The 24,421-nt window shown below is 42.4% G+C and carries 20 protein-coding genes; 12 read left to right on the top strand and 8 right to left on the bottom strand.

The window, feature by feature from the left end; genetic code table 11:
- Positions 1-32 precede the first annotated feature (32 nt).
- From soxR to GDK41_RS18010, 3 genes are all read right to left on the bottom strand, one after another.
- Complete coding sequence (soxR, locus tag GDK41_RS18020; RefSeq protein ID WP_152087866.1) at positions 33-500, bottom strand: redox-sensitive transcriptional activator SoxR; 468 nt, start codon at positions 498-500, stop codon at positions 33-35.
- A complete protein-coding gene (locus GDK41_RS18015; RefSeq protein ID WP_152087865.1) occupies positions 487-984 on the bottom strand; it encodes an MgtC/SapB family protein in 498 nt (165 codons plus the stop codon). Before GDK41_RS18015 ends, soxR begins: the two co-directional genes overlap by 14 nt.
- A 122-nt stretch (positions 985-1,106) precedes the next feature.
- Complete coding sequence (locus tag GDK41_RS18010; protein ID WP_152087864.1) at positions 1,107-3,356, bottom strand: TonB-dependent receptor; 2,250 nt, start codon at positions 3,354-3,356, stop codon at positions 1,107-1,109.
- 302 nt (positions 3,357-3,658) lie between these two features.
- Here GDK41_RS18010 and GDK41_RS18005 point away from each other — a divergent pair, with 302 nt between their 5' ends.
- The 6 genes from GDK41_RS18005 to GDK41_RS17980 all read left to right on the top strand — a co-directional run bounded on the left by GDK41_RS18005 (position 3,659) and on the right by GDK41_RS17980 (position 11,659).
- Positions 3,659-4,666, top strand: coding sequence for a LacI family DNA-binding transcriptional regulator (locus GDK41_RS18005; protein ID WP_152087863.1), 1,008 nt, complete (start codon positions 3,659-3,661; stop codon positions 4,664-4,666).
- A gap of 107 nt (positions 4,667-4,773) precedes the next feature.
- Positions 4,774-6,036: an MFS transporter gene (locus tag GDK41_RS18000; protein ID WP_152087862.1), complete on the top strand. Its 1,263-nt coding sequence runs from the start codon at positions 4,774-4,776 to the stop codon at positions 6,034-6,036.
- A 9-nt stretch (positions 6,037-6,045) separates the two neighbouring features.
- Positions 6,046-7,551 carry a trehalase family glycosidase gene (locus GDK41_RS17995; protein ID WP_152087861.1) on the top strand — a complete coding sequence of 502 codons (1,506 nt, stop codon included), beginning with the start codon at positions 6,046-6,048 and terminating at the stop codon, positions 7,549-7,551.
- A gap of 156 nt (positions 7,552-7,707) precedes the next feature.
- The gene (locus GDK41_RS17990; protein ID WP_172971674.1) at positions 7,708-10,548 is read left to right on the top strand and encodes a reprolysin-like metallopeptidase; all 2,841 of its coding nucleotides are present in this window, start codon (positions 7,708-7,710) and stop codon (positions 10,546-10,548) included.
- Positions 10,541-10,930: a hypothetical protein gene (locus tag GDK41_RS17985; RefSeq protein WP_152087859.1), complete on the top strand. Its 390-nt coding sequence runs from the start codon at positions 10,541-10,543 to the stop codon at positions 10,928-10,930. The genes GDK41_RS17990 and GDK41_RS17985 overlap by 8 nt, the downstream gene beginning before the upstream one ends.
- Before the next feature lie 270 nt (positions 10,931-11,200).
- Positions 11,201-11,659 (top strand): helix-turn-helix domain-containing protein, encoded by a 459-nt coding sequence (locus GDK41_RS17980; protein ID WP_152087858.1) that lies wholly within the window; start codon positions 11,201-11,203, stop codon positions 11,657-11,659.
- Between the two features lie 55 nt (positions 11,660-11,714).
- Here GDK41_RS17980 and GDK41_RS17975 read toward each other — a convergent pair whose 3' ends face one another.
- Positions 11,715-12,860, bottom strand: a complete 1,146-nt coding sequence (locus GDK41_RS17975) for an acyltransferase family protein (RefSeq protein WP_152087857.1) — start codon at positions 12,858-12,860, stop codon at positions 11,715-11,717.
- Positions 12,861-13,028: 168 nt separating this feature from the next.
- Between GDK41_RS17975 and GDK41_RS17970 the strand changes: the two genes are divergently transcribed.
- Together GDK41_RS17970 and GDK41_RS17965 are read left to right on the top strand one after the other, a co-directional pair.
- A complete protein-coding gene (locus GDK41_RS17970; protein ID WP_152087856.1) occupies positions 13,029-14,171 on the top strand; it encodes a sensor histidine kinase in 1,143 nt (380 codons plus the stop codon).
- On the top strand, positions 14,164-14,790 hold the full coding sequence (locus GDK41_RS17965; RefSeq protein WP_332096124.1) for a response regulator: 627 nt from the start codon (positions 14,164-14,166) through the stop codon (positions 14,788-14,790). Before GDK41_RS17970 ends, GDK41_RS17965 begins: the two co-directional genes overlap by 8 nt.
- 59 nt (positions 14,791-14,849) lie before the next feature.
- Here the strand turns inward: GDK41_RS17965 and GDK41_RS17960 are convergent, their stop codons facing one another.
- Positions 14,850-16,076, bottom strand: a complete 1,227-nt coding sequence (locus GDK41_RS17960) for a threonine/serine ThrE exporter family protein (protein ID WP_152087855.1) — start codon at positions 16,074-16,076, stop codon at positions 14,850-14,852.
- A 122-nt stretch (positions 16,077-16,198) separates the two neighbouring features.
- The gene (locus GDK41_RS17955) at positions 16,199-17,434 is read right to left on the bottom strand and encodes a glycosyltransferase (protein WP_232056607.1); all 1,236 of its coding nucleotides are present in this window, start codon (positions 17,432-17,434) and stop codon (positions 16,199-16,201) included.
- 301 nt (positions 17,435-17,735) lie between these two features.
- On the opposite strand from GDK41_RS17955, the gene GDK41_RS17950 reads away from it, so the two are divergent.
- From GDK41_RS17950 to GDK41_RS17935, 4 genes are all read left to right on the top strand, one after another.
- Positions 17,736-20,252 carry a S9 family peptidase gene (locus GDK41_RS17950; RefSeq protein WP_152087854.1) on the top strand — a complete coding sequence of 839 codons (2,517 nt, stop codon included), beginning with the start codon at positions 17,736-17,738 and terminating at the stop codon, positions 20,250-20,252.
- A 3-nt stretch (positions 20,253-20,255) separates the two neighbouring features.
- Positions 20,256-20,666 carry a hypothetical protein gene (locus GDK41_RS17945; protein WP_152087853.1) on the top strand — a complete coding sequence of 137 codons (411 nt, stop codon included), beginning with the start codon at positions 20,256-20,258 and terminating at the stop codon, positions 20,664-20,666.
- Positions 20,667-20,826: 160 nt separating this feature from the next.
- On the top strand, positions 20,827-21,786 hold the full coding sequence (locus GDK41_RS17940) for a S41 family peptidase (RefSeq protein WP_152087852.1): 960 nt from the start codon (positions 20,827-20,829) through the stop codon (positions 21,784-21,786).
- 99 nt (positions 21,787-21,885) lie between these two features.
- Positions 21,886-22,545, top strand: a complete 660-nt coding sequence (locus GDK41_RS17935) for a hypothetical protein (RefSeq protein ID WP_152087851.1) — start codon at positions 21,886-21,888, stop codon at positions 22,543-22,545.
- Here GDK41_RS17935 and GDK41_RS17930 read toward each other — a convergent pair.
- Positions 22,542-23,396 (bottom strand): EamA family transporter, encoded by an 855-nt coding sequence (locus tag GDK41_RS17930; protein WP_152087850.1) that lies wholly within the window; start codon positions 23,394-23,396, stop codon positions 22,542-22,544. The two genes, GDK41_RS17935 and GDK41_RS17930, sit on opposite strands and share 4 nt — an antisense overlap.
- A 200-nt stretch (positions 23,397-23,596) precedes the next feature.
- Complete coding sequence (locus tag GDK41_RS17925; protein WP_152087849.1) at positions 23,597-24,397, bottom strand: class I SAM-dependent methyltransferase; 801 nt, start codon at positions 24,395-24,397, stop codon at positions 23,597-23,599.
- Positions 24,398-24,421: the final 24 nt, after the last annotated feature.

Below are 24,421 nucleotides of genomic sequence, written 5' to 3'. Positions count from 1 at the left end.
ATGCAAGGTAAGCGAAAGCCATTACTAGCATGTCACCAGTCTTTGCCAAGTAGCAGCGCGCCGCTGCCGTTTTCACCTAATACATCATCAGGGTTATAAATTGGGCAATTTTTCATAGATAAACAACCACAGCCAATACAACCTTCTACTTGGTTTCTGACTTTTTGCATGTAGGCTATTTTTTCATCAAGTTGTTGTTGCCAAGCTTTTGAAAGCTTTGCCCAGTCTTCTTTGGTTGGGGTACGGCTGTCGGGCAGCGTACTCAGTGTTTGCTTGATTTCTTCAAGGGTGACGCCCATTTTCTGCGCCGCTTTAATAACAGCGATGCGCCGCAGCACGTCAGGTTTGTAGCGGCGCTGATTGCCGCTATTTCGCCAACTGCGGATCAATCCTTTTTGTTCATAAAAATGTAAAGCCGACACTCTTACGTCACTGCGCTTGGCAACGTAACCGGGTGTTAGGTTGGCATCTTGTAAGCGTTTAGTGTTATTTGTTGGCATCTTTTTTTACTCGTGTTTTCCAGCCGGTATATTTGCCATGCACGCCACGGGTGAGGTTAGTAAAACTAGATTCTAGTATATCTACACCGTACAAAATGCCCACGACAATAACCGACAACTTTATTGCAACCAAGGGCCCGGCTACCGCAATAGATACACCTATTGCCGCGAGCATCCAAATGGTTGCGGCTGAGGTCACGCCCACTACCACGCCTTCTTTTGAAAGCATGACGCCAGCACCTAAAAAGCCAATGCCTGTGACCACTTGGCCTATAATTCTCGAGGGATCAGCTACTTCATTATTTACTTGAATAGAGAGCATAATAAAGGCATAAGTACCTAGCACGATAAGTGATGAAGTACGTATACCGACCGGTTTGCCTCTAAGCTGGCGCTCTAGGCCTACAATGGAACCTGCGATAATTGCTGCGCCAATATCAGGCCAGCGAAGCGGGGCAATACTAAATAAAGTTGCTAAGTCCATGAACATCAAGTTGTAACAAGTCAAACTCAGAGTTTAATCGAATTTTTATGGCTATGACAGATGCTACTATGAAAAAAGCCCAGTTAGATAAACTGGGCTTGTGATCTTAGGGAGTGTGTTAATTAGAAGCTGTAGCTGACGCTGAATTTTATGCTGCGAGGCATAATATAGCGTCCATTTGGCGAGTTAACGTTACGAGGGTCGCCTTCGGTGATCCCTTGTTCGTCGGTTAAGTTATCCGCTGCAAGTTGCAGCTTTACGCCCTCTGCCGGTTCAACAATCAAGCCCAGGTCAAGTTTCTCATAGCCCTCTAACACAACAGTGTTTTCGTTATTACCAAAACGGTCATCAACTGCTGAGAATGTGCCATAAACGGTCGCAAACATACCTGCAAGTTCAAAGTCATAGCTTGGTGTAATACGCAGCTGCCAGTTTGGTTGGCGTTGGCTGTCATTACCTTGATTGTCCGGGCTGTCGGTTATCTCAGCATCTTGTATGGTCGCGTTAAGATTTACTGATAAACCAGACTCATGGTTATAGTTGTAATCAAGCTCTAAGCCTAATGCTTCATTAGTTAAAACCTCAGCAGGCGCACCAGGGCGGCGCACAAAGGTGTCACCTTTTACTTCGTTTTTGAATACTGTGGCAAAAAAGTCGGTGTTATCACCCATAAACTTATAACCAAGCTCTGCTTGTGTTACTTCTTTTAACAATGGATCGCCAGCTTGGTAAGTGCCATAGTTATCTCTAAAATCATCAAAGTAAGGCATTTTATAGCCTTTGTTAAGACGTGCAAATACGCCCATATCATCGGCCAACTTGTAGTCGGCACCGATAGTCCATGAGGTTTTACGTTCACTGTAGTCAACTACTTTATCAATAGAGCTATCAAGGTTTTCGTCAACGGAATAATCTACTTGGTGGCGTTCAGAGCGCAGCCCAAGATCGAGCGTTAATGAATCAGTTGCTTTATAGCTTTGAGTTGTATAGAAAGCTAAAGTTTTAGCATCACCCGTACTGTTGATATCGTAATTCCACGCACAGCCTTCAACCGATGAATTGCACTCAATGCCATCAAGCATTTCTCCACCAGGCGCAAGTACGTAATAGGCCGCATTCCCAAGGCTCCACCAATCCTTTGCTGACGTTGAAGCACTGTAAATACCAAATGCACTATCAAGTTTGCCAAAGGTTTTGCTAAATGCTAGGTCGTTGGTAAACGACTCGATGTCTTTTAAAACTACCCAGCGGCCCATGCTCTGCACTGCGGTATCTGCAGAATAGGTTTTGCCTGTGACATAACCTGTGGCATCAACGTCATTGTCTGCTACTTCACTTAGAGTCGTTGCAGTTCCTGCTGGTACAAGGCCGTAGGTATTGGCATCGCCTTGGGTAAGACTAAAGCGGTCAATAAAGTGCCAACCATTTTTTAGCTCTAACTTGATGCTACCGCCTGATACGTGGCCTTTCCAGCCTCGGCCTTCGCCAAGGTCGATTTCCATCGCTTGCGCGTTGGTGCCGGCATAAATGGTTGCTTGGCGATTGAGAGTACCCAGTTGTGTATATTCGGCATCTACCCCCTCAACATTAAGTGGAGTAGGCAAATACCATGCGCCCGTATCATCGGTTTGACGTGTGTATAGGTTGATTTCGCCGTTGTCTAATTCTTTGGTGATATTGATGGTAAACTGTTGCCCACGCTCAGATGTGAAACCTGCATCACGAATGCCCGATGAGCGCTTGATGTACCCACCAACCATGTAGTACAAATCGTCGCTTAGCTCGCCACTGACTACCGCGTCTAAGCGCTGAAGACCATAGTCGCTGGTGGTATATTTGAAGGTACCTTCTGTATCTTCATGACCGCGTTTAAGCTGAAAGTTAGTTGTTAAACCAGGTTGACCATTTGAAACCACTGGGTTTGGACCACCTCGCAGGGCTTCCATCATGCTGATGGTTTCGTCTAAGCGAAATATTGAAGAGTTTTCTAAAAATGACAGCGTAGGTGCAGGGTAAACCGGTGAACCTTGTAGGCTTACTGTCAAAAAAGGGGCATCACCACCACCTGGAAAGCCACGAACAAACACATTAGCGCCAGACTCACCACCAGAGCTTTCTACCCAAATACCAGGGACTGCTTTTAACAAGTCGGCAGTGCTTTTAGGTGCCAGTTTATCGATTTTAACGGCATCGATATTGGTCACAGCAAAACCGGCATCGATTTTTCTAATTCCGCGACCACCGGCGGTACCTGATACAACGATAGTTTCGACTTTTTGTTCTTTACTTTGTGAGTCTTGTGCTATCGACTGGTTACTCAAAACTGCAGCAATGGCTGAAGCGAGCAGTGAGTATTGCTTGAGTTTGCGCATGGGAAAGCCCCTTTTGTTGTCATATGGTTCATATCATTGTGTTGCGCCACTCCCCAAAACTTAGCCGTAATAACCAAGTTTGTAACCCAACAGAGGAGAGTTTGCAGATGGCGCTGAAATTAAAATAGAGGTTATTGCAAACGTTTGCAATAATTTTAATGTAACTTTTTTTACATGGTTTGTTTTAGTGCTTTTCGTTTTAGTGGCAATTAAATAACATGTTAAGCTCGGTAATATGCTATTTTCCCAGAGATTTAGTATGCTTTTTAAGTTTTACAAGCAAGGTGATAAAGGGGTTATTTGTGGCGCAAAAAAAATTAAAGCTGGCGGATTTAGCCAAACTAGCAGGGGTGTCTACCTCTACGGCATCCCGCGCGCTTAATGATAATCCGGTTATCAAGCAGGCAACCCGAGAGCACGTACAGCAACTTGCCAAGCAGCACAACTTTAGTCTAAATACCGCAGCAAGTCGCTTAAGATTGCAAAAAACTAAAGTGATTGCCGTGGTGATTAATCTTGATGCTAACACCGAGCAATCGATAGACGACCCGTTTTTGCTTAAAGTAGTAAGTGATATAAATCAAGCGGTTAACCGCCAAGGCTATGAGCTTTTGTTATCAAACTCCTACATGGCAGGTGATGATTGGCATGGTTATTTTATAGATGGCCGACGCGCCGATGGCTTGATAGTTGTGGGTCAAGGTAAGCATCAAGGGCGTATCGAATTAGCAGCCAAGCTTGGTGCCCCGCTGGTGGTGTGGGGCGACCCTAAAACACCCAGCGACTACCCCATAGTGGGAAGTGACAATTACTTAGGGGGATTGCAAGCCACCGAACATTTGATAGCGAAAGGGGCCAGCAAACTGTTGTTTTTAGGCGATCCAGGTCATGCTGAGATCAGCGAGCGTTATCGTGGCTTTAATGCTGCTATTGCGCAATCAGAGCACGTTACTTCACCACAGACTATCAAAATCGATATCACCAGTCACGCGGCATATGATGCGATAAATCAACAATTACGAGAGCAAGGGCTTAACTTTGACGGCATCTTTGCATGTAGTGACATGGTCGCTTTAGGCGCACTTAAAGCGTTGAAAGAGCGATATGTCAGCGTGCCTAATGATGTTCGCTTGGTTGGTTTTGATAATATCGCTATGGCCGATGTAAGCCATCCATCTTTAACTACAATCAAACAAAATACACAATTAGCAGCTAAAATACTGGTCGATAAATTGTTAGCACAGCTAAACAATGAAGTCGTTGATTCGCAAGAAATTGCGATTGAACTATGTTGCCGCCAGTCTAGTTAGTGATGTAAAAAGTTGCATCAGCTTTTGCTGATTTGCCTTTGCAAACGATTGCAAAATGTTTTTTACAAGGCTAGACTAAAATCATTCAAAGTTAACGAGTTCAGCTTATGACAGGTGCACCAACTACATTAACCAATGCATCGCGAGCGCGTATTATATTTGCCATGATGGCATGTTATTTTTTATTTGCTGTTCTGCTAAATAGCGTTGGAACTGTAATTTTGCAGTCGATCAACACCTTTAGTATAAGTAAAACACAAGCGGCCAGCCTTGAGGGGTTTAAAGACTTATCAATTGCTTTGATGTCATTTCTGGTCGCATCAATGATCCCACGTTTTGGCTACAAATTAGCATTGTTGGGCGCGTTAGCTGCCGTTATGCTTGCTTGTATCATGACGCCTCAGTTAGGGCAATTTTATGCATTTAAGTTGCTGTTTGCCGTTGTTGGCTGTGCTTTTGCGGTGGTTAAAATTAGTGTGTATGCGTTGGTTGGGCAGTTAACCGATTCTCCTTCATCGCACTCAGCGTTACTGAATACTATTGAAGGGATGTTCATGGTCGGCGTATTAAGTGGCTATTGGATATTTAGCTTTTTTATCACTGATGATCCGCAATCATTAAGTTGGCTAACAGTCTATTACATCTTGGCATTATTAAGTTTGGTATGTTTGCTTTGTATTGCTGTGGCACCTATAAAAAAACAAGCTTTACCCCCTGACAGTAGTATAGTTGGAGAATTTACCGCCATGCTCAAGCTGAGTTATCAACCGCTTGTGTTGGTGTTTATTATTTCTGCGTTTTTGTATGTACTGATCGAGCAAGGCGTGGGTACATGGCTACCCACTTTTAATAATCAAATCTTACATTTACCAGTTGATGTCAGTGTCCAGTTAACCAGTATTTTTGCAGCAAGTCTGGCGGCTGGCCGATTACTTGCCGGGCAAATTTTAAAGTTTTGTCACTGGTATTTGCTTTTAAATATTTGTTTATTGGCAATGGGCGGATTGATTGTCCTCACCTTGCCTTTAACTCAGGGTGTATCGGCGCAAGATGTTACCTCTGTATTTAATGCCCCACTTGCTGCCTATTTTATGCCGATGATCGGTCTATTTATGGCACCGATTTACCCTGTGCTTAACTCGGTTATTCTCAGTAGCTTGGCCAAGCATCAGCAAGCATCGATGACGGGAATGATCGTTATTTTTTCTGCTTTGGGTGGTACAACAGGCTCCATTCTGACGGGGTATATTTTTGAGCACTTTAGTGGCCAGCATGCGTTTTACTGTGCGCTGGTGCCTTTGAGTCTGCTCATTGTTTTTGTTTATTTATTCAAACAGCGCAGCACGCCTGCGCAAGCTGTTGCTGCTTAAGAGGTTTTGATGAAATTTGAATACTGTACTTTGTTTAAGGATGTGCAGCTTAGTGGCATTTTCAGTGATAGTAAAACGTTCGCGGATGCTATCCCTAAGCAAAGTTGGCAAACAGCGCAGCAAGCCTATGAACAACTCGACTTACCTTTGTCTTACTGTGAACTAAAAGGCTTTGTTGAGCAGCATTTTTCGTTTGCCCTGCAGCCTGAATTGCAAGCGCTTAGTGATGTGAGCTGTGTTAAAGATTACATTGAGACTCTGTGGCCTAAGTTACAGCGCCATGGGTTTTCGCAAAGCAATAACTCTTTACTTGCTTTAGAGCATGATTATGTGGTGCCCGGTGGTCGTTTTAATGAGATTTATTACTGGGATAGCTACTTTACGGCACTAGGTCTTGAAGATTGCGGTAGCATTGCGCTTATTGAGGCAATGGTAAACAACTTTGTTAACTTAATAGAGCGGTTTGGGTGTGTGCCCAATGGTAACCGAGTTTATTATACAAGTCGCTCTCAGCCACCAGTATTGGCTTTAATGGTCCAGTTATTAATGCCTTACAAAAAGTCCGATATTGAGTGGGTTAAGCGTGTTGTTAACGCGATGCTAAAAGAGCACGCGTTTTGGCATCAAGGCGAGCAGCAATTAGCTGATTCCAGTGGCGAGTATAAACGGCTGGTAAAATTTGCCAATGGTGCAATGCTCAATCGCTATTGGGACGATAAGGCAGAACCAAGGCCTGAGTCATACGCTGAAGATGTGACTGATGCGCAGCAATTGCCAGTGCAACAACGAGAAGCATTTTTTAGAAATATTCGTGCTGCATGCGAATCAGGTTGGGATTTTAGCGCTCGCTGGCTAGATAATCCTGCAAGCTTATTGAGTATAAACACTACCAAACGTGTGCCTGTGGATTTAAATGCCTTACTTTATCAGCTTGAAATTACGTTGAGTGAGTGTTTATTACTGCTTGAACAAGCAAGTCACAGTGAAGAACATGCTAAACGAGCCGGTAGACGTAAGTCTGCCATTTTACAGTTACTTTGGAGTAATGAGCATGGTTGGTTTTGTGATTTTGACTTGGCTAAAAATAGTATTTCAAATGTGTTGAGTTTAGCGGGTAGTGTGCCGCTGTTTTGCGCGATTGCAAGCAAACAACAAGCTGATATTATCGCTAAAAAACTTGAAAGTAACTTTTTACGACCCGGTGGGTTAGTTAGTTGCCTGAGCCAAACTTCGCAGCAATGGGATTCACCCAATGGGTGGGCTCCGTTGCAATGGTTCGCTATCAGTGGGCTACGTGATTATGGGCATCATAAATTAGCAGAAAACATTGCCCAGCGTTGGCTTAAAATGCTCGAACAAGACTTTGCAAAACGAGGTTGCTTATTGGAAAAATACAATGTTTGTGAGCCAAATGAAACTGCTGGCGGTGGTGAATACCAGGTTCAGCAAGGGTTTGGTTGGACCAATGGGGTCACTAGTCGTTTGTACAGTCTGTATTGTGCAATGCTTAGTTAAGTTATATTTTTATTGGTGCGGTTTATCGAATAATTTTGCGACGTTAAATGTGACTAGCGCAAGGTGTGAACAATAATAAAAAGGCTGTATAAAAAATAAGCAATCATGGGTCTGCGGTCTATACTCAGCTTTAACGTCTGTTACACGGAGCTGACTATGAACCGCTTTCTGCTGTTTTTATCTTTACTTATTTTACCCTTTACCCTTCATGCCAATAATGTGAAAAGTTGGCAATGGCAAGAGATGAGCGTTAAGTCTGATGACTTGTCGCAAGTAGATTACCTATCACTTTACAGGCTTGATTTTAATAGGGTTAAGTCTGACCTTTTGTCGTTGGCAAATGATAAAACGGCACTCAACGTTAGCTTGCCAAACGGGCAGGGCGGATTTGTCGATTATGTTTTATGGCATGACTCTATAATGGCGCCTGAGCTACAGAACAAATATCCGATGATCCGAAGTTTTGCAGGCCATCAAGTTGGTGCAACGCACAACACGGGCCGGTTTGATGTTGGTCCAAATGGTTTTTTTGCCTTCTATCATATAGATGGTGAAGCGCTATATATTGACCCAACCAATACGCTATACAAAGTCTACAAAAAAACACGTCACAACAGCGCTTGGGAAGATGAAGTTGTGACTTTATCACAAAGTAATATGCCTTTAGGGGATGATCATAAAAGAGGGCCATTAATTAGTAATGGTGGCAAAGTTGAAATGGTCACATATCGATTAGCGGTTACTACAAGTGACGAGTATACCACCTTTCATGGCGGTAAAACTGAAGCACTGAACGGGGTTGTTACAACCATTAATCGCGTTAATCAAATTTATCAAACTGACTTATCGGTAAAGTTTGAGCTGGTTGCCAATAATGACACATTAATTTTTACCGAAAATGATCCATATGATAACGGTAACTTGAATGACACGCTTTCAGTTGTGCAAACACAAATTGATACCCTAATCGGGGCTGCGAATTATGATGTCGGTCATTTAATGGCTACCTCAGGTGCAGGGTTGGCAGCATTGGGGGTCGTTTGTGCTGATGGGGCAAAAGCTCAGGGGATGACGGGGATTGCAAACCCAAAAGGCGATGCGTTTGACGTTGACTATGTAGCTCATGAGTTAGGTCATCAGTTTGGTGCAAATCACACTTATAACGGTTCGGATGGCTCATGTACAACAAGAGTATCTGACTCAGCATATGAGCCAGGAAGCGGGATCACGATTATGGCTTATGCGGGGATCTGTGCCAGTGAAAACTTGGCATCCAATTCTATCGCGATGTTTCACTCAAAAAGTATTGAGCAAATGCATAATCACCTCACTCAAGAGTCGGGTGCTACTTGCGGAACTTTAACCGATAGCGGAAACAACGCACCTGTTGCTGATGCAAAAGATAATCATACAATTCCTGTTAATACACCATTTATGCTTACGGGCTCTGCGACTGATGCCAATAGCGGCGATACGCTGTCATATGCATGGGAGCAATTAGATTTAGGGGCTCAAACATCAAACAGCACAGACTTAAAAGACAATGGTGAGGGGCCTATGTTTAGACCTTACTTACCAAGCGCATCGGCTACACGTTATTTTCCACTACTCGCTGATGTTATATCAGGCCAAGTGACAAAAGGTGATGGCTACCCTACTACTAACCGGACGATGACTTTTCGCTTTATTGTCAGAGACGGTAAAGGTGGGGTGAGTTTTGACACCGCGACTGTGACGACAGTTGCAGCGGCTGGGCCTTTTGCAATTACTGCGCCAGATGAAAACACCAAAGCAGGTAGTAATAATATGGTTACGGTGAGTTGGGACGTTGCTAATACCGACCAAGCACCAGTTTCTTGCGCTAACGTCAATATCATGCAGACCAATAGTGATGCGACAGAAACTCAAATTATTGTTGCTAACACGCCTAATGACGGGCAGCAGGAGGTGACCTTAGTTGGTAGCGAAAACAACAAAGCGAGGGTGATGGTTCAGTGTGCATCAAGCGTTTTTTATGCGCTGTCTAAAGAATTTGAGTTAGCTACAACACTCGCAGTGACGTCACAACAATCTCTTAGCGTTGCTGAAGATACTAGCATAACCCTAGAAGCATCGCAGTTTTCAGTGGTAAATCAACAGGTAGGTTCGGCTCTATCCCTTACGGTACTTTCAGGTAGCAACTACACTTTTGCGGGTAATGTTGTTACACCTGCGAGCAATTATAATGGCGATTTAACCGTTAATGTTACCCTTACAGACGGCACAACAAGTACAAGTTACGCTGCAAAAGTGGTGGTGACTGCGGTTAATGACGCACCACAGGTTGTGTCGCAACAAGCTTTGTCAGTCAAAGAAGATGAGACAATTACGCTTGGAGTTGCATTGTTTGAAGTGCAAGATGTTGACAGTAGCAACTTTACTTTGGCAATTGAAGCTGGCGAAAATTATACTCTAGAAGCAAATGTTGTAAGGCCTACTGCCAACTTTAATGGCTTGTTGCAAGTGCCGATTAAAGTGAGCGATCAGGACGGAGCAAGCGCAAACTTTACCACCCAGATAACCGTTGAACCCGTGAATGATGCGCCTGTCGCAACCAATGACACTGGAGAGGCAACCTCTGGAACTGCAACTACATTTGATGTGTTGACCAATGATACGGATATTGATGGCGATGACTTAACTCTTAGCGACTTGATATATGAGGGTACCGGCACGGCTGCAATATCGGGTAATGTAATTAGCTATCAATCAGCTGATGGTTTTTCAGGACAAGAGCAGATTGTCTATACCATTACTGATGCGGGCGGAGAAATGGCGCAAGCTATGCTCACGATTGATGTGAGTGCGCCACCTGTGGTTGTAACACCACCGCCAGCAAATAACTTAGATGAAACGCCTGATAGTGGATCAAGTGGTGGTTCATTTGGTTATTGGTTACCATTGCTGTTAATAGGTGTTGTATCTAGGCGCAATAGTAAAAGGAATGAGTATGCTTAAATTCAGTATCGGTTTACTTGCATTATGTTTGTTAAGTGGTTGCGAAATGGTAGCAAAAGATCAACCCAGCCCATTGCCAACCGCTTTGGTAAATGAGCAAAGAGCGCTTGAGTGGTTTGTCGATAACCCTGTTGAACAAGTTATTAAAGCGCATGAAGCTGAACAAGTTTTTGGATTAATAGCACTCAACAGAAGAGGTTACTTTTATCCAAAAGTGGGTATGGCACGCGGACCTTTAAGCCTAAGGGAAGGTTGCCAAACTTGGCTTATTGCTGCTTCAGATGACGTGCTCAAAAGCGATAGTGAACGCGAGAAAGCAGCTGCACTACAAGCATTCGCTGCAAAGTTCAATATGCATATGGAGTCTAAGTGTTTACCTTAAAGTGATAAAGTTAAACAGCCAACCTTTGTTGGCTGTTTAACCTTGTTATGTGTTTACTTCCTAAGCCTTCCTGTATTCTATCTGGCTACTTCATATCACTTTTCCACTAGTTAAAGTATGATCTTTCAATACCGTTCAATACTCATGTTTTTTATAATTGCTTGATATAAAAGCTTATAGTTTCACATTGTTTGCCTGTCGGGTAGAAGTCGTAAGCGATTAGAAAAATATGTGCCAACCTGTGAGAAATAAAGTGCAAGGGTATAAAGCATGATTTTAAAACAGCTTCGCTTGAGCAAGCACTTAACTCAAGAGCAACTTGCCAATATGGCGGGTCTTAATGTTAGGACTATTCAACGTATTGAAAATGGTCAAAACGCGAGTATCGAATCATTAAAATGTTTGGCCAGTGCACTTGACGTAGATATTAAACAGCTACAACAGGAGCAATTTATGATAGATAAAAATGAAGACAACTGGCAGACTTTACCACTGTTTTTGAAAATATGGTTTGTGTTTAATTTTTTGCAGGCCAGACCAACTAGACGTTCAGCGACTCGTGTGCAGTTTTTGGCACATATCAGTGGTTTTGTGTTCTGTTGCTTGGGCTTTGTAAGTGAAGCTGCTCTGGCGGGAGGATTGATCATGTTGGCAAGTGGCTACTTATTTAATTTTCTTATCTATCAAGGTGATAAATACGGAATTTGGTATGATATCCATACTGATTAAATACTTAAAGCCTCTGCTAGGCGAGCAGAAGTCCTCGCCTATGCATGACAATGATCTAGTATCTTTTCCCGTTTAAAAATACACCAATAAAGCTGCGTCTAACTATGAGATGGTAACTGGCAAAACAGACAAATAAAGTGCCTAATACACTCAGTATATATTTAACAAAAATTGACAGAGATAAATCTATCAATGGTATTTGTACAACAACTAATACCGGAAAATGAATAAGATAAACCCAGTATGAGGCATCGCTGACATAGCGGAGTATTGCATTCGTGTGAGACATAAATTGATATGCCAACACCACCGCCAATAATGACCAGCTAACGATTGAGATACTCTGTATAACCACAGTGAGCAGGTGATTAGCACCGGATATGTTTGCTTCACCTAGTTGTGCAAAGAGAATAACTTGCTCAATACTGAACGGTTCAGGTAATCGTTGTAAGTATATGCTGTAGCTCACAATGCCTATTAAAAATAAGTATTTAGCGTATGGCTTTAGCTTTTCAAGTAAGGTTAGATTTTGATATAAGCTTGCTCCGAAAAAAAAGAAAACACCATAAAATCCATATGACCACAGCTCAATAGTAAGTTTGTCCGGGGCGCTAAAAGGAACGTATTGAAAATAGAGTGAGCATGAAATAAGCAAAGGTAGCAGAACTATTAATACGAGAGGGTTGTTAAACATATCAAGAATACAAAATAGCACCTTCTTTTTTTGCCAAAACAAAGTAAAGAGCACGCAAAAGCCAAATAGATTCCACAAAAACCAAAGGTGCATAGAGCTTAACTGTGGCTCTTTCATATGGCTGAACAGTTCAAAAATGGGTGGAAGATTTGTGACAATCGAGGCTTGCCACTTGAGAGAAAAGATAAATGCAATGCTCAATAATGGTAAAAAAACAATAAATGGCAAAGCAAGACGTTTTGTGCGATGCCACAAAAATATTTTGCTTCCTTTTGCTGCTAATAGAAGGTGCGCGAAAAAGCCTGCGATGATAAAGAAAGCAGGCATCCTAAAGAGATGTAGCCAGTGGCTGAGTAAGTCAAAAGCATAGTTTGATTTTGGGTCTGCAGTAAACCATAAGTTTTGCATAAATGGGCTGTAAGCTAAAGCCGCATGGTAAATGATACCAAGCAATAGAGCTTGAGCACGCAAGTTATCCATAAAATGATATCTGGCATCGTTAAACATCTAAATCACCTATAAAAATAGAAAGTGCAGCTAGCATAACGAAACCCCAATGGTAAAAAATGTGATGCCTATCACGTTATTTTCTATGACATTTATCACTGGTGCAAAAGGTGGTGGCTTGAGATAATAAATGGGTACACTTTTTACTGGGTTAGAGCAAAAATAATAATGGAACAAACCATACGACACACAACTGACTGGAGTTACTCAACGATTGCTTCTTGGCTGGGAGTAACAATAGCGTGTTTTTATTACGCCGATTCGCAACTCAGTATATTTATGCAAACACCAATCCATTTGGCATTGTTATGTTTATTGTGGTTTATCATAAAAAGACCGAATGATTATGTTAATCATGCTGCCAGCGTCTATTTTATGCTGCTAGTTTGGTTGATGCAGCTTACAACGACGAGTTTAGTGTTTATTCATTTGGTGATGTTTACTGCAATTTTTAGTGCGCACTTTTCTGCGTTTAAAATGCTGCTGTGCGTGATCGCTATTTTAAGTGCGTACTGCATCACGCATTGGCAAAGATGGGAGGGGAGCATCCCATGGGCTACCTTGCTAGTTTGGTTTTTCTTTTCGCTTATGAATTGGTTCGTTAGTCGAAGGATCGTAGAGAGTTTAAATATTCATTATCAATCAAAACAAAACTATAAAGAGCTTAAAGCAACACAAAGCTTGGTGGCGGCAATGGGGGCAGAGCAAGAAAGGTTGAGCTTATCGAGGGAGTTACATGATACGCTGGGGCATAAGTTAACTGCGTTGAGTATCAACTTAGATCTAGCCAAACGACAGGCGTCTAGTGAGACGTTAGACGCAATATCGCTTTGCCATCGTTTAAGTCAAGATGTGCTTGATGAAGTCAGAGAAATCGTTTCTAAGCAACGGCAAAAGCACGCAGTACTCGAGGATAGCTTAGAGCAGGTATTTGCTGCGACCCCGCAACTAAATTGTAAACTATCAATCTCAGATGAGCTTGTAACACTTACACAGCAACAAAGCATATGTGTGGTACGATTTTGTCAGGAAATGATTAGCAATACGCTAAAACACACCAAAGCGACTGAAATTGAATTTACGGTACAAATTGTGCAATTTACTGAAAGTAATAGCAATGCACCTTGGCTCAGAGTGAGCGCGCTGCACAATCAAAAAGAAGTTAAACAACCAAAACCGGGTAATGGGCTAAAAGGTTTAGGTGAAAGGCTAGAGCAATTATCTGGCACGTTTAAACAAAGTATTCTCAAAGACCGATTAATCAGTGAAATTTCATTTCCGTTAACGTTTCAAGAGGCTGATTATGAGTAACGAGATCATAAACTGCTTATTGGTTGAAGACCAAACGCTTGTGCGTATGGGGCTAAAAAGCTTGCTAGAACTTGATGAAGCCATTCATGTAAAGGACTGTGCAGAAAATGGCGAAGTCTGCTTAACGCTATTGGCTGAAAAGCAATATGATCTGGTTTTGCTTGATATGCGCATGCCAGAAAAAACCGGGCTTGAAGTATTGCAAACGATGAAAAGCCAAAACAACAACACCAAGGTATTAATTATCACCACTTTTGAAGATTGTGATGTGTTGGTCAAAGCAATACATCTTGGTGCACGTGGTTACATCTTAAAAAATGCAGAGTTAGAAAGTTTAATAAGGGCAATCAAAGCGGTGTATGGCGGCGAACTTGTCTTACAAGAAACGATAACCCGATATATGTTAAAGCAAACCGCGGCGAAAACGGAGTCATTAACCAAAAAAGAACATGAAGTACTCAAATGTATGTCGCTTGGGTTATCAAATAAAGCGATTGCTGAGCAATTAAACAACTCTGAGGGGACTATTCGTAATCATGTTTCTACAGTGTTGGCCAAATTAAACGTAAAAGATAGAACACAGGCAGTAGTAAAAGCGATTAATGAATGTTTAATATAAAATAACTTATTAAACAAAATAGTCCCTAAACAATCCTAAATTTGTGATTAAGCCCTTATTTAAAGGGCTTTTTTTGGTGGCAATGCCACGTTCGCAAAAATTAAACCAGCGAGCAACGACATAAATATCAAGAATGTTTGTTGTCCGATGTGATCTGCATGCACAAAACTCTGCCCCTCGATAAGGGAATTTAAGCCAATGTATGTTTTAGAGCCCGGTACTAATACTATCAAGCCTTGCATCGCTACAATTGAAGCGGGTGCGTTAACTATGCGGTTGAATAAGTTACTAAATACCCCAACAGCAAAAGCGCCAACGAATGCACCAATAGAATAGTCAAAATAGACTGCAGCACTTATGCTGGCTGCATATGCAATAAAGCCAGAAGCGATTGACCAACTTGCGTGCTTTAATTTTGTTCTAAAAATAACAATCAAGCTTAAACACAGTAGTAAAATAGCCAACCAAGCAGTCCATTTAGGGAGTGGGGTGGGCTGGACAAAATCGGTTATCCCAAACATCGAAAAGCCAATGCTAATACCAAGAAATGCACCAAAGTACAGTTTAAATAATAGCATGAGTGAGTCCATGACACGGGCGGTGCCCGAGACCAAATGCCTTGATGATAACTCTGCAAAAGCAAGCGCTAACGCAAGACCGGGAATAAACACAATGATTGCGGATAGCACCACTAAGCGAATATTAACGCTTGGGTCGATATAGCTACTTATAGCGCATGCCCCAATCGCTGCCACGATTGCAACCAAAGGTTCAAGCATGTGCGTTACACGTTTAGAGCGCGCTGACCAAAGCACAAACAAAAATACCACAATAGACAACAGCCCTGACCAAAGCACATCGTTCCAGCTTGTTCCCATAAGCATTGCGAACGCAGCACCTGAAACTGAAAATGCAAAACCTGTCATAAGCTTGCTGTAGGGCGCCTTTTGTTTACTGATAGCTTCTAGTTCAGCATCGGCTTGTTCAACGGTCAGTTGACCAGACAGCATTTTATTCACTACATCATCGGTGTCTGCTAACGAGCCTAAATCATGATCGCCTGGGTCTACTCGCGCTACATGAGTATATTCTTCCTCGTGGCCCTCGGTCCAAATCACAAATGTCACTGAGGTTGGAGACATGACAAATGACGACTTTAAGCCTAAGTGTGTTGCAACCTCCATAAGATGCGCTTCAAGGCGGTATGCAGGCGTACCATATTTGTGCAACATCTTACCAAGTTTTACAATAAACTTGCGCTTTTGAGTAAAGGTAGCTGTGTTCAACTGTGTGAAACCTAAAGTAAAAGAATGACCAACCATTGACCTTCTGTGAGATTACAGGCGGTGAATGGAGCGATTGGAATTGCTGCGCATTCTAATCGCTTTCATTGCAAAGTCTAGGCTATTTAACGATTTTTATTGACATTTTTTGCTTCAATCCACTGCGCCATATATTGAGTGCTGCGCATAGTATGATGTTTAAGCATTTGGCCAACAAAATTGTGTTGGCGATGAAGTTCTATATCTTTAATTATTAGTGATATTTTTTCAAATAGCTGTTGCTGTAGTTGGGTTTTATCATACAGGTGGTTTAATACGTTGCTGGCAGCTATTTGCGCTTGAGTATAGGCTAGCTCATCATTATATAACGCAACGGCTTTATCTGCGAAATCTTGAGCGCTCGTTGCAATACTGCCTGGCCACGGTAGGTCTAAATGCATACCTTCAGCACCTATTGGGGTAGTAACACTTGGAGTCTGGGTTATCATCGCTTCGAGTAGCTTGCCTTTTATACCCGCTCCAAATCGCAGTGGCGCTAAGCATACCCTGCTATTTTTCATCACTTCAAGTGCATCATCAGCCCAGCCTTTTATTAAAAAGCCTGTTTTTGGATTATTAAGCGCAGTTGCTTTTGGCGGAGGATAAGAGCCATAAATGTGAAGCTCTGCTTTAGGAAGCTGCTTTCGAATGAGTGGCCATATTTCTTGTAAGTAAAGTACGGCATCCCAGTTCGGCGCATGCCTAAAGTTGCCTATCGTCATAAAGTGCTGACGCTCATTGCGCGCAGGTAGCGAACTGGGCAAATCCGTTAGGTCAACCATAAATGGCAAATGATGTAATAACGCTGGGTCAACTTTATATGTGTCTGTTAATAATGCCATTTCATAACTAGAAATAATGAGGCTGAGATCGCAGCGTAAAATGGCCGCGATTTCTCGTTTAGCCAGATCTGAGTGAAGATCGCTTTGCACTAGTGGCCGTTTTGCTTTATGCGCATCATGGCGGGCGTTACGAAGACACTGCAAATCTTCTGTATCGAGAATTTTTAATGCATTAGGGGCAAACTGGTCAACTCGCCAGCCAAATTGCTCTTCCATCATAAAGCGGTCGAACATGACTATGTCAGGTTGTAACTTTTGCACGTATTCATCAAAACTCGCGCAATTAAGTTGAATGCTTTGAGTTGTTATATCGTACTGCGATAAATCAGTCATATGGTCGGTTGGTTGTGCGGGGCTCGCAAATTCAACATGCCATTGCTGAGATTTAAAAAATTTCAGTAGCGACATCATGTGGCTACCAGCAGCTGAAGAGTTGGGTTCTGGCCAAACATAGCCAATAACTAAAACTTGTTTACACACAGTGATGATTCTCACATTTACTACGACACATCTACTAAGGTGTGTACTTCGGTTACAGATTAAAAATACCCTGTGTAACGATAATGTTCAAAAGGGGAGTGGGTCGCATAGCCTATGGCAATTTGCCGCTGTATTTTACACTTTAATCAATATTAAGCATCCAGATATGGTACCGCAAAGCCCTTAATAGAAAAAGCCGCAACTTAAGCAAAAGTGCTAAAGGGGGCTGAAATTTGTGATTTTTAAGTATACTATGTGCGGTTGAAATGAAGGTTCGAACTAAGTTAGGGCAACAAAAATAATGAAGCAAATTTGGCTGTTAGGACTAATTATTGTCACTTTAGTGCCAGCGTTTGGCAAAGCTGAGCAACCAGCGGGTTATCAGGCTCCAAGCCCAGCAATAGCGAAGCTAGTGGATGCAAAGTTGATCCCAAGTAGTTTTCTTAGTGCTGATGGTCGATGGTTGGCTTTGTTAGAGCGTCAAAGAGTGGTGTCGTTAAGTGACTTAAACCGTCCTGAAAAGGCGTTAGCTGGTATCAAGTTTAACCCTCAAACATTTATGCGTAAATCTCGCCACACTTATGTATCGTTAGAGTTCAAACATGTTGACACCGGCTCGGTATTGCGCCCAAGCGGCTTACCAGCTAACGGTGTGATACGCTTTCCAAAATGGTCGTCAGACAGTCGATATTTAGCCTTTGTTGTTGAACAGCAAAGTGATGCAACGCTTTGGGTATATGACGTTAAAGAGCGCGAATCAACTCAGCTAACGCAGTCAACACTTAACGGTGTGATAACTAAAATCCCCTACGAGTGGCTACCTGATAGCAAAGCAATTGTAGTAAATTTTGCAGTAAATCACGGACAACCTGCTTTGCAACCAACAGCACAAAAAGTAGTGCCTATTATTCAACAAAGTCGTGGTGAAAAGGCGCCAGTAAGAACCTATCAAAACTTATTGAGAAGCCCATTCGATGAAGCCCAGTTTAAGTTCTACGCTCAAGGGCAATTGGCAAAGATATCTTTAAATGCCAAAGCAAGGGCAATAGGCAAGCCTACTTTGGTAAAATCTTTCAGTGTATCTCCCGATTCCACTAGTTTAATTGTGGGTATGATAGCAGAGCCTTTTTCATATCAGGTGCCGTACGAGCGCTTTGCAAGTGTTTGGCAAATATGGGGAATGACAGGTTTTCCGCTTTATGAGCTTGCAAAGCAACCTCTTGCAGAGAATATCCCACAAGGTTTTGACAGCGTTCGTAGTGGTCCAAGAGCATTTCAATGGCGTGCTGATGAAGGTGCGACTGTGGTATGGGCGCACGCGCAAGATGAAGGAAATATGAAAAATGACGTTGAACATCATGATTATTTGTATTCAATTAGTGCGCCGTTTAAACGAGAGCCTGAGCTATTTGCAAAAGTTGAACACCGTTTTTCATCCATTTTATGGGCTGACGACGAAGTTGCCTTATTAACCGAATGGCGTTTTAGTGACCGCACTGTACGTACTTCTGTGATCACACCAAGAGCTGCAGACCTAAATCGCGTGGTTTTTTCTGAGCGCAGCTACAACGATGCCTACAAAAACCCTGGCAATTTTATAACTACACGCAGCGATTTAGGCTCTGAAGTATTAAAACTGGTGGGTGGGCGTTATTTATTTTTACATGGTAAAGGGGCTTCAAAAGAGGGGAGCCGACCATTTTTAGACAGATATGATATAAAAACGAATAGTTCAACGCGTATTTGGCAATCGCAAGCACCGTATTATGAACGTATCAAAGGTTTACTCGATGATGAAGGCATGCGCTTTGTGACAATTAGAGAGTCAAAAACGGAGCAGCCGAACTTCTTTATCCGCGATTTGAACTTTAACACCTTAACTCAATTGACTCGCTTTTCTCATCCTTACCCAGAGTTTAATGGTGTTAAAAAAGAGCAGCTTAAATACACTCGCAATGATGGTGTTGAGTTAACAGGGAATTTGTATTTACCTGCAAACTATGATGTTACGCAAGGGCCTATCCCAGTACTCATGTGGGCATATCCACTTGAGTATAAAGATAAAAAAGTAGCATCTCAGGTGCGCGAATCACCCTATGAATTCCCATATTTTGGTTACTGGGGACCTATGCCTTATTTAGCAAACGGCATTGCTGTATTTGACGACCCTAAGATGCCAATTGTGGGTGAGGGGAGCGCCTTACCGAATGATAGCTTTAGAACACAACTAGTTGCCAGTGCACAAGCTGCGGTTAATGTGTTGGTTGATAAAGGGGTTGCAGACAAAAACAAGATAGCTATTGCTGGGCATTCATATGGTGCTTTTATGGTTGCTAATTTGCTTGCCCATTCTGATCTGTTTGTTGCAGGTATTGCACGCAGTGGGGCATATAACAGGACGTTAACGCCATTTGGTTTTCAAGGTGAGGAGCGCGACTTTTGGCAAGCTCAAGACGTGTATGCCAACATGTCCCCGTTTTTTCATGCAGATAAAATTAATGAGCCTATGTTGATGATACATGGACAAGAAGATCCTAACTCTGGCACTTTTCCAATGCAGTCAGAGCGTATGTTTGCTGCGTTAAAGGGGCTAGGAAAAGAAGCTCGTTTAGTGATGCTGCCAAGTGAAGGACACGGTTACAAAGCGCGCGAAAGTATTCTCCACGTTTTATGGGAACAAGAGCAGTGGCTGAAGCAATATCTATTTCCTGAAACACTTGTTGAGCCAAATGAAGCCGTACAGCAAGATATACAAAATTTAGACGAAGAGAACAACGAGCGTCAACTCGATATTGAAGTGCAGTCGGGAACGCACTAAAGCATGCCTTATAAGAGGTTGCTAGCAAAATTCATGATAGTGCTGGGGGTTGCCACAGCACTATTGTTATATGGTTTGCTATTAAGCTCAGTGGCACCCTCAGGCAGCAGTGACATTACACAGGCTAAAACTGCTGCGCCCTATATTTACAAAAGCGACTTGAAAAGCTTGGTGCAAATCACTCAGCTTTCAAAAGCACAGCAGTTTTTGCATGAGCTACAAAGCTCGCCTACGGTTGTTTTATTATTCTTGTTTGCGTTTTTGAGCGTAAGATTACTGCCTTATAAAGCATTGCTGTTTTTACATTTGCAGCCGTGGTATTGGCATTGTCACCCACCCAATAAGCTACGTGTTTCTTTATGGCGAGATAGCAATATTCTCATTCGCCAAACCCGCCACTCGCTAGACCTTTAATTTGTTCTTGAATTTATAGAATTAATTAACCCCAGAGCTGGATACGCGATGTCGCACACAATGATCATTATTGGTTATTGAGTGATTTCAGCTTGCAAAGCATTTTTGTCTCAAAACGCTTAGCCAAATCTGAGGGAAATAACAAATAAAAGGAAAACAAATGAAAACAATTCGATTATTTTTAAGCACTGTATTGTGTGTATGGTGTCTCTTTTTTTCATCAATAAATGAAGCCAATGTCAGTGTTCATTCAGATAAACTCCTCGCCAGCGAGCGTTTAGCTGCAATAAACCAGATAGCCCAATACATTGATAGCAGTTACGTGTTACCAGATGTGGGCACTGATGTTGTAGCGGCACTAAAAAGTGCGCAAAACATCGGTAGGTTTTGCCATATAAACAGTAAAAAGCAGTTTATAGAAGAAATAGGGCAATTCTTGCGTGAGCAAAGTAAAGATGGGCACTTGGGCCTAACATTCATGCGTAGCGATAAAAAAGTCACCCATGTTTTGCAAGAGCATGATGAAAAACGCATCAATAATTTTGCTCTCGAGCAGGCAAAAGTGTTGCCCGGTAACATCGGCTATTTCAAACTTAATAAGTTTCACCCCAACGAGCAGGCTAAACAGATAGCAAGTTTTGGACTTAATTTCTTGAGTAATACCTCACACCTAATCATCGACTTACGCCAAAGCACGGGTGGCTCAATGGAACTGGTGACTTACCTTGTTAGCCATTTTATACAAAAAGACATACACCTTTGGGATATCTATGAAAGAGACGAATTGGCTTATCGTGTACACAGCCACGCTGTTGATAGAGAGCCTCAGCTTTTGAGTATACCACTTACTATTTTGACAGCTAAAACATCGATCAGTGCAGCTGAGTTTTTTGCATATACGTTGCAGCACTTAGGACGAGCGCGCATTGTTGGTGAACAAACCGAAGGGCTTGCTCATGCAACTGGCGCGCGAAAAGTAAATGATTGGTTGGTGTTACGACTGCCGTTGATGCGACCTGTGAATCCCATAACCAATACAAATTGGGAACAAGTTGGAGTTAAAGCTGACAAGGAAATAGCTAAGGAATTAGCACTAGATTGGGTGCTTAATACGCTTTGAGCATAGCTTACTATGGCAGCCTTGCTGTCATAGTATTTTGTAACGCTGTGTGCTTGTGTATATTAATCTAAACAAGGTCAGATATGAGCGAAGATAGTGATGGAACAAATACTAAGTGACACCTATACGTTTACTCTAAGTAATGAAGTACTGCGAGTTTTTGATAATGCAAAAGCGATGTTGTTCCCTGCTATCAGGTTAGACAAACCACCGTGGTGCGTGCAAGCGCATCCCATCGAGCAAAAACTATTAACGCTTTGTTATGGTGGTGCCGGTATTGATGTGTGGGATTTGCACTCAGCTTCGCTCTTATTTTCGGTCAACACACGCGAGGCGCCCAATGAGTTTATTATGTCAAATAGTGGCAGGTACGTGGTTATTAGAGCCTGCTGGGATGCGATTTCTAGTAGTGGTACTTGCCTTTATCTAGTTGATTTACAGCGTAAGAAAAGTGATATCGCACCTTATACCATCGTAGCTATACCGTTTGAATACCCTTACGAATTCGACCCTAAGATCTATTTTAGCGATGATGAACAGTTTCTTTATTTAATCTGGGATGACGAGTTTGAGCAACAAAGTGACGTTGTGAATGTGTGTTACCACTTACCGAATGAAGAGTTAGATAGCCTAGGTGAGCAAAAAGTGTCGCATGAGCGGCTACCTACAAAGCCATATCATCCTAATTACTATCCACAAGATTTAGTTAGCAATTTAAGTGAATTAGCCATTTTAAAGAATGGACAATATTTTTATTAATGTGCTTTGCTCGTTGCGAGCGAACTGCCGACAGACGCAATAATCACCATAAAAATTGCCAACCATTGCCAAAGGCTTAGCAGTTCACCGAGAATAATAAACCCAGCGAGTGCCGCAATTGCGGGCTCTAAACTCATCATAATGCTAAAGCCTTGCGCTGGCATGTTACGCAGCGCTACCATCTCTAAGCTATAAGGTAATGCACTAGAGAGAATGCCTATCATAATGCCCAATGGAATCAGCTCCCAATTGAGTAAAGCACTGCCTTGCGATGCAACCCCAATAGGTACAACGGCAATTGCCGCCACGCTCATGCCCAATGCCACCGTGGTGCCACCAGAACCTTGGTTGCCAGTTTTTTTACCAAATAAAATGTAGCCAGCCCAGCAGGCGCCTGCAATGAGCGCTAAAAGTACCCCGATCGGATCTAGCCCATCAGCGGCGCTCATATCAGGTAGCAATAGTACAATGCCAAGCAGGGCGAAGAGCACCCAGATGTAATCTCGTTTGCGCTTTGACGCAAATAACGCCACTGCCAGAGGGCCGGTGAACTCTAGCGCTACTCCTATGCCCAGAGGAATACGCTCAATAGCATAGTAAAACGTGATATTCATGCCACCGAGGCATAACCCATAAACTAATATAGACTGCTTGTTAGCAGGTATATGACGCCAAGGACGAAATACTAAACACAGAATTAAGGCGGAAAACCCAAGTCGATACGCAGTGGTCCCTTCAGGGCCAACGAGAGGGAACAATTGTTTCGCGATAGAGGCACCCGATTGAATAGTCACCATTGCAATTAGTAAACATAATACAGCAAATAAAAAGTCTCTATTGGTGAGTTTCATTCAGTTTAGGTCTCTGATTGGCAAATCATACGAAGGGGGCTAGTCTAAAGGCCTGAACACTCGCTATCAAGTTTTTTGTATACATTATTCATAGTCTTTACGAGGTGATTTCTTGATGTTTACACTGTGTAACTTTATTGCGATTTTCTAGCTACGTCTGTTGTTAAAATCAGGCCTTAACTGGTTTGATTTAGGCGGTATTATAAATGACTATTTTTGTAACCGTGCAGGTAATCGAGCCAAGCTTGTTGATGTTTTTGCATTGTCTTATGCTTTTTGGCGTTTTGATGTGCAAGTTTATCGGCTTCGCTATGAAACGGCCCCGCCCTGCAAATACTGCAATGGTTATCGCCAAGATACTCAGGGGTCGTTAGCTGTGCACTAATTTTAGGATTGGATTTTGCTGAAAACACATAAGTGATACCACTGGTATCTTTAACGTGTTTATCACGGTCAACATTACGAATTTTATAGCCAGGAAATTGGTCGATATTAAATGGCAGTTGACCTAGATATTGCATCTGTGCGTGTTTGGTAAGCGTGCCTTCTAAATCCCATTCACAGTATGGCTTTACATCTTTTGAAGTAATATAACAAAGCATCGGGCCGTTAGGGTCAAGGGCAAAGCGATAAGCGTTATCAAGAAACTGGCGAAGCAGGGCTCGATTTAATGTATTAACAGTTAATTCAGACTCGGCAAACGCTTTGTGGCTTGAAAATGCAGGGATCAAGGGGAACTGAAAGATTGCTAAATCGTACTTTTTAGGTGCCAAACGCTGCCATGCTTGTGGGTTTTTGACATCGAATTCTGCAAAGTAAGGGACATTTTCTTTGGCAAGCAGCTCAAGCGCATGATACTTGTACTTGTCACGAATCGTTTGTTCACTATCGTAAGTGCTTGCAGTAACGTGGCCATTTGACATAAGAAGGTGCAAGGCGTGTGAAAAACTTAAATCGCCATCGCCTACAGTTAGTACTCGCCAGTGTTTGTCTAAAATCATAGTGCTTCATCAAAATTAAAACAC

Origin of the sequence: Pseudoalteromonas sp. A25, assembly GCF_009176705.1 — a bacterium.
Classification (GTDB): domain Bacteria; phylum Pseudomonadota; class Gammaproteobacteria; order Enterobacterales; family Alteromonadaceae; genus Pseudoalteromonas.
Note: the sequence above shows the minus strand (reverse complement) of the source record. Positions and strands in the feature narration are given on the sequence as shown.